Raw genomic sequence first — 6,627 nt, 5'->3', positions numbered from 1 at the left:
AGGGTATGAACTCGCCAAGTCTCTTGATTAACCAGACTTGTGATCAAGAGACAGGCCACTGTGCAGCCTTTTTTATTTAAGGGGCAGTGATGAGTAACCGGGTCTCGATATGCGAAGATCAGGAGCAGATACGAGTAAACGAGACTAGGGATACGAAGAGCTAAGAGTAGAAACGAGTAAATGAGATTAGGAATACGAAAAGCATACCTAGGTTTGAGTCGGCGATATACCAATTACGGCTATCACAGTTCGTGTTTTTCGTTACTTGCTTACCCGTATCTCTAATCTGCTTCTGGTTCTTCGCTCGCCACTCGCATTTGTTTTTATCTCTTCGCCACTCGTTCACTCGAATCTCACATCTGCTCTTAAAAAAAGAAAAAGCCCGCAACCTAGGTTGCGGGCTTTGATATAAGCGATGTGTATTTTGCTACTAAGCAGTCAGAGACAAGATTGTGCCTGGCAGTACAAGGAATACCGCAACAAGGTAACCGGCAACAACAGCTTTGTTCTTCACAGCCATGTCTGAAATCATGTCTGCCGCTTTAACTGGTAGCTCACGTAGGAACGGGATACCGAAGATGAATACCGTTGCCATGATGTTGAACACCAAGTGTACTAGAGCAATCTGTAGTGCGAATACTGCGAACTCACCAGATACTGCTGTTGCTGCTAGCAGAGCGGTAATACATGTACCGATGTTTGCGCCTAGAGTGAATGGGTAAACATCACGTACTTTAAGAACACCTGAGCCTACTAGTGGAACCATCAAGCTTGTCGTCGTTGAAGAAGACTGAACAAGGATAGTAACGATAGAGCCAGAAGCGATACCGTGGATTGGACCACGACCGATTGCGTTCTTCAGAATCTCACGAGCACGACCAACCATTAGGCTCTTCATCAGCTTACCCATAACTGTGATAGCTACGAAGATAGTTGCGATACCTAGAGCGATAAGCATGATGCCGCCAACCGTGTCGCCAAATGTTGATAGAGGCTCTTTAATTGCGCTCACTACTGGTTTAGTGATTGGTTTGATGAAGTTAAGACCCTTCATGCTCATATCACCTGTTGCTAGCATCGGAGATACCAACCAGTGAGAAATCTTCTCTAGAATACCAAACGCCATCTCTAGCGGTAGGAAGATAGCTACAGCCAATAGGTTAAAGAAGTCGTGAATCGTCGCACTTGCGAATGCGCGTTTGAACTCTTCTTTACAACGAACGTGACCAAGGCTAACTAGCGTATTGGTTACTGTCGTACCAATGTTTGCACCCATGATCATAGGGATTGCTAGCTCAACAGGTAAACCACCTGCCACAAGGCCAACGATAATTGAAGTAACTGTACTTGATGATTGAATAAGTGCGGTTGCAACTAAACCAATCATTAAGCCTGCAACTGGGTGTGAAGCAAATTCAAAAAGAACTTTTGCTTGTTCGCCTGTTGCCCATTTGAAGCCTGTACCAACCATTGAAACTGAAAGTAATAGTAGGTAAAGCATGAATGCCAAGTTAGCCCAGCGTAGCCAACGAGTTGTGCTCGAAATAGGCGCTGCTGCAGTAGTAGCTTGGTTCATAATGTTTTCTCCATAGGACCGTTTAAGTCTGTGTTTGGTCTGTTTGTTTAATCTGAGCGTGATGTTAGAGGTGAAATATTTCAGTAATATTACATTTTGATTGAGGCGAGACTTTTTTGTGATGATTTACTGTTTAAATATTCTGGCAGTAAATGTGGTTATTTTAAGTTATTGTTTTTGAATGTTTTTATTGCTGGTTTTGATGGGTGATATAGATCTTAAAAGTTAGAAAAAAATTGAGAAAATTCGTCCTAATATTACATTATGAAACCAAAAACTTCGAAAAAATTAGTGGTTAAATGGTTTTGTGATTGGTTTTTCCGAGTTTGTTGAGCGGAGGTGTCATATTTGATATAAAAAGGAATCGACTCTCTTATTTACGGCACACCTATGTCGCACCTCAACTATAACCATCTTTATTACTTCTGGATGGTCTGTAAGCAAGGCTCTGTTACTAAAGCAGCAGAAGCTCTATTTCTCACACCTCAAACGGTAACTGGCCAGATAAAAGCATTAGAAGAGCGAATGGACGGCAAGCTGACTAAGCGCAACGGTCGTAGTGTTGAGCCAACAGAGCTTGGGCAGTTGGTGTTCAAATACGCGGATCGTATGTTTGGTTTGAGCTACGAAATGCTCGACATCGTGAACTACAGTCAGCACTCAAATATTCTGTTTGATGTCGGTGTTGCGGATGCACTGTCAAAAAGGCTCGTTAGCAAGATCCTGATGTCGACAATTCCAGAAGACAACAGTATCCACCTTCGCTGTTTTGAATCGACTCACGAAATGCTGCTTGAACAGCTCTCTCAACATAAGCTCGATATGATCTTGTCTGACTGCCCCGTGGACTCTAGCCAGAGCCCTGGCTTATTCAGTAAGAAGTTGGGTGAGAGCGGTATGAGCTTTTTCAGCTCAGGTGAAGTGAAAGGGGGTAATTTCCCTGCTGTACTAGAACAAAGGAAGTTGCTGATCCCGGGCAGTCGAACCTCAATGGGGCGCAAGATACTGCAATGGTTTGACCGCCAAGGTCTTAAACCAGATATTTTGGGAGAGTTTGATGACGCGGCATTGATGAAAGCGTTCGCTCGCTATCACCATGACGCGATTTTCTTAGCGCCAACGCTTTATATGTCAGAAGTAGAACAAGACACTTCATTGCAGCTCTTAGGTGGTATTGAAGAGTTAAAAGAGGAGTACTACGTCATTTTTGCTGAGAGGATGATCCAGCATCCAGCAGTAAAAAATGTATGTGACGCAGATTTTAGCAAATTGTTCGAATGAGGTAGTTTGTTAATGAATTGATATCGACTATGATAACTCCGCAATATGCCGTAAATACTGATAGCCCGTAGTTGGCGTAAAGGTTGTAGGGAGCCAAACTATGAACTTAAAAGAGATGGAGAAGAACTCAGCACAAGCTGTGATTCTACTCAAAGCCATGGCCAACGAACGTCGCTTACAGATTTTGTGCCTTTTACATGGTACTGAGCTGTCGGTTGGGGAGTTGTGTGGCAAGTTGGAACTGAGTCAATCGGCTTTATCTCAACATCTTGCTTGGTTGAGAAGAGATGGTTTGGTCGATACTCGCAAAGAAGCTCAAACCGTGTATTACACATTGAGCAGTGAAGAAGTAAAAGCAATGATTAATCTACTGCATGGTCTATATTGCAAGTAGTTTTTTGTTGGTAAGAAAAGTAGTTTCTTATCAGGAATAAGGTCGACACAAGGAAGTGTCAGTATTTCACGTCGAACGTTTATCGCTGTCTATTCACTATCTATTTATCTACAACCTATCTATTTAACTCCTATCTGTTTTATTTCCTATTCGTAACTTGGTTTGTTAGTCACCTTTAACTACTGCCTGTCAGTCGTTTAATTGGGCTGCTCAAAATTTAGATATAAAAAAACCGGCCTAAGCCGGTTTTTTTCGTTTTGCGTTGTAATCAAATTTCTATTAAAGAGCTTTGATTGCAGCAGCGAAACGAGACTTATGACGTGCAGCTTTATTCTTATGAATAAGGCCTTTAGTCGCCATACGGTCAAGAAGTGGTGTAACTTCTACAAGAGCAGCAGTTGCAGCTTCTTTATCACCAGCTGCGATAGCTGCGATAGTCTTTTTCATGTAAGTGCGCATCATAGAACGACGGCTAGCGTTGTGCTGGCGACGTTTCTCAGCTTGGATAGCGCGCTTCTTAGCAGATTTACTGTTTGCCAAGGGTCTAACTCCCAAAAACTTAGTTCGGTGACAATTTAAGGGCGAGGACTATCCCTCATTAGCGCTTAATTGTCAAATGATTTGTGCAAAAACCAATCGTAGCCAAACAAACTTTGGTATGGAAAGGTCATCGCGGTTAAGATGGCGGGGATTCTAACAGCATTTTTAGACCAATGCTAATAAATATGCTTCTTAGGACAGGATAGTATTTATCCTCCCTTGAAAGTAATCAACCAGTGTCAGAGGTTTCTGTGAGTAAACGACTATTAAAGTCAGGCCTGATTGTCAGTGCAATGACTTTTGTTTCCCGTGTATTGGGGCTAGTACGTGATGTAGTAGTAGCAAATTTGATGGGAGCAGGAGCGAGTGCCGACGTATTTTTCTTCGCTAATAAAATCCCGAATTTCTTACGTCGACTGTTTGCAGAAGGTGCCTTTTCTCAAGCGTTTGTTCCAGTATTAACGGAATATCACGCGGCTGGTGATAAAGAGAAAACCCGAGATTTAATCGCTAAGGTGTCAGGTACGCTCGGGGTATTAGTGTCTATTGTTACCGTTATCGGTGTGCTGGGCTCTGGAGCAATTACCGCGCTGTTTGGTGCGGGTTGGTTTATCGACTGGCTAAATGATGGCCCAGCGGCGCCTAAGTTCGAACTCGCGAGCTTTATGCTCAAGATTACCTTCCCTTATTTATGGTTCATCACTTTTGTCGCGTTATCTGGTGCCATTCTCAATACACTGGGTAAGTTTGCGGTCTCCTCTTTTACCCCTGTGTTTTTGAATGTCATGATCATCGGTGCAGCGTGGTTTATCTCTCCGAACTTAGAACAGCCAGAAATCGGCTTGGCGATCGGTGTGTTTCTTGGTGGCTTAGTTCAGTTCCTTTTCCAGATGCCTTTCCTAATTAAAGCAGGTGTGTTGGTTAAGCCGAAGTGGGGCTGGAGAGATCCGGGCGTCGTTAAGATTCGCACATTAATGATTCCAGCTCTGTTTGGTGTGTCAGTTAGCCAAATCAACCTACTGTTTGATACCTTCATTGCCAGCTTCCTAGCGACAGGCTCTATTAGTTGGTTGTACTACTCAGATCGATTGCTTGAATTCCCACTGGGTCTATTTGGTATTGCGATTGCGACTGTGATTCTTCCTGCTTTGTCTCGTAAGCACGTTGATGCTCAAGGAGAAGGGTTTGCACACACCATGGACTGGGGCGTGCGTATGGTGCTACTGCTTGGCATTCCTGCGATGTTGGGCCTTATTGTTTTAGCGAAACCAATGCTAATGGTGCTATTCATGCGTGGTGAGTTCTCTCCACACGACGTGCAACAAGCATCAATGTCTTTAGTAGCGTACGCCTCTGGCTTGCTTAACTTCATGCTGATTAAAGTGTTAGCTCCGGGTTATTACTCTCGTCAAGACACTAAAACCCCAGTGAAGTACGGCATTATCGCGATGGTCACGAACATGGTATTTAACGCTATCTTTGCTTATTTCTATGGCTATATAGGTTTGGCAATTGCAACCGCTCTGTCAGCCTTTGTAAATATGGCCTTGTTATATCGCGGTTTACACCTTGCTGGTGTCTATAAGCTGACAAAGACCACTTTGCTGTTCTGCGCGAAGTTAATTGTCTCTGGTGGCGTGATGGTCGCGGCAATTCTGTGGCAGTTAGATAATATGCAACAATGGCTTGAATGGAGCTTTAGTCAGAGAGCGCTGATGCTAACAGGCTTGATTGGACTTGGTGGCTTTGTTTATATTGTTTCGGTACTGGTTTTCGGTATCCGAGTAAAACATTTAAAAGCAGCGACAGATTAATACTGATTAGTATATAATCCGTCGGTTTCACACAATGAATGATGCAAATAACAGGTTTTAGCTGATCATAATGGAACTGATCCGAGGTATACACAATATTAAAGCGCAGCATCACGGCTGTGTATTGACCATAGGTAACTTCGATGGTGTTCATCTAGGACATCAAGAGGTTCTTAGTCAGGTTTCTGAACAAGCGGCAGCATTAGGTTTACCTTCTGTTGTTATGACGTTTGAACCGCAGCCTATGGAGCTGTTTGCCCGAGATAAAGCGCCGGCACGTTTAACTCGCTTACGCGATAAGTACGTACAACTGAGCAAGCTAGATATCAGTCGTTTATTGTGTGTCAATTTTAATCAGTACTTTGCAAGTTTATCGGCGGAAGCATTCATTAAAGATCTTTTGGTTGATAAGCTTGGCGTGAAGTTTTTGGTGGTTGGTGATGATTTTTGTTTTGGCAAAGGCCGCACTGGCAATTTCGCTATGCTTAAAGAAGCGGGTGAAAAGTATGGCTTTGAGGTGGTAAGCACCCAAAGTTATTGCTTAAACCAATTACGAGTGAGCAGTACTGAGATACGAAATGCATTAGCGGTCGATGACTTGGCTGCAAGTGCTACCATGTTAGGACGTGATTACAGCATTAGTGGTCGTGTGTCCCATGGTCGAAAACTGGGGAGAACCATAGGTTTCCCTACCGCTAACATTCCATTAAAGCGTTGTGTGTCTCCTGTGTCGGGAGTGTACGTTGTTGAAGCATTGGATATCGACGGGGTTCCTGTCGGTGGCGTTGCTAATATTGGACAACGACCAACGGTGAATGGTGTAAGGCAGCAATTAGAAGTGCACTTTTTTGACTTTAAAGCCAATTTGTATGGTAAACAGTTAGAAGTACGACTTTTGCACAAACTGCGCGACGAGATAAAATTTGAATCGTTCGACGCATTAAAGAATCAAATAGAATTGGATGCTGAAGCCGCAAGGGTGTGGCTGCTTCAGCTAAAGAATTAATCGGATTATTCCACCG

At 43.4% G+C, this 6,627-nt stretch carries 7 protein-coding genes; 4 read left to right on the top strand and 3 right to left on the bottom strand.

Annotated elements, in window-relative coordinates:
* Nucleotides 1-160 precede the first annotated feature (160 nt).
* Both JC606_RS16185 and JC606_RS16180 read right to left on the bottom strand, forming a co-directional pair.
* A complete protein-coding gene (locus JC606_RS16185) occupies nt 161-346 on the bottom strand; it encodes a hypothetical protein (protein ID WP_198778970.1) in 186 nt (61 codons plus the stop codon).
* Nucleotides 347-430: 84 nt separating this feature from the next.
* Complete coding sequence (locus JC606_RS16180; RefSeq protein ID WP_061033341.1) at nt 431-1,576, bottom strand: Na/Pi symporter; 1,146 nt, start codon at nt 1,574-1,576, stop codon at nt 431-433.
* A gap of 390 nt (nt 1,577-1,966) precedes the next feature.
* Between JC606_RS16180 and nhaR the strand changes: the two genes are divergently transcribed.
* Both nhaR and JC606_RS16170 read left to right on the top strand, forming a co-directional pair.
* Nucleotides 1,967-2,857, top strand: a complete 891-nt coding sequence (gene nhaR / locus JC606_RS16175; RefSeq protein WP_137408510.1) for a transcriptional activator NhaR — start codon at nt 1,967-1,969, stop codon at nt 2,855-2,857.
* Nucleotides 2,858-2,957: 100 nt separating this feature from the next.
* Entirely contained in the window at nt 2,958-3,251 is a 294-nt protein-coding gene (locus JC606_RS16170) for an ArsR/SmtB family transcription factor (RefSeq protein ID WP_004739532.1), read from the top strand.
* Nucleotides 3,252-3,530: 279 nt separating this feature from the next.
* Here the strand turns inward: JC606_RS16170 and rpsT are convergent, their stop codons facing one another.
* Entirely contained in the window at nt 3,531-3,791 is a 261-nt protein-coding gene (rpsT, locus tag JC606_RS16165; RefSeq protein ID WP_004739529.1) for a 30S ribosomal protein S20, read from the bottom strand.
* Between the two features lie 251 nt (nt 3,792-4,042).
* Here rpsT and murJ point away from each other — a divergent pair, with 251 nt between their 5' ends.
* The gene (gene murJ / locus JC606_RS16160) at nt 4,043-5,605 is read left to right on the top strand and encodes a murein biosynthesis integral membrane protein MurJ (protein WP_137408511.1); all 1,563 of its coding nucleotides are present in this window, start codon (nt 4,043-4,045) and stop codon (nt 5,603-5,605) included.
* Between the two features lie 70 nt (nt 5,606-5,675).
* Nucleotides 5,676-6,611, top strand: a complete 936-nt coding sequence (gene ribF, locus JC606_RS16155; protein ID WP_137408512.1) for a bifunctional riboflavin kinase/FAD synthetase — start codon at nt 5,676-5,678, stop codon at nt 6,609-6,611.
* Nucleotides 6,612-6,627 lie beyond the last annotated feature (16 nt).

The sequence above is a fragment of the Vibrio sp. IB15 genome, from assembly GCF_016406055.1.
Classification (GTDB): domain Bacteria; phylum Pseudomonadota; class Gammaproteobacteria; order Enterobacterales; family Vibrionaceae; genus Vibrio; species Vibrio chagasii.
The sequence above is the reverse complement of the archived record's forward strand: the minus strand, read 5'-3'. Positions and strand labels throughout refer to the sequence as shown.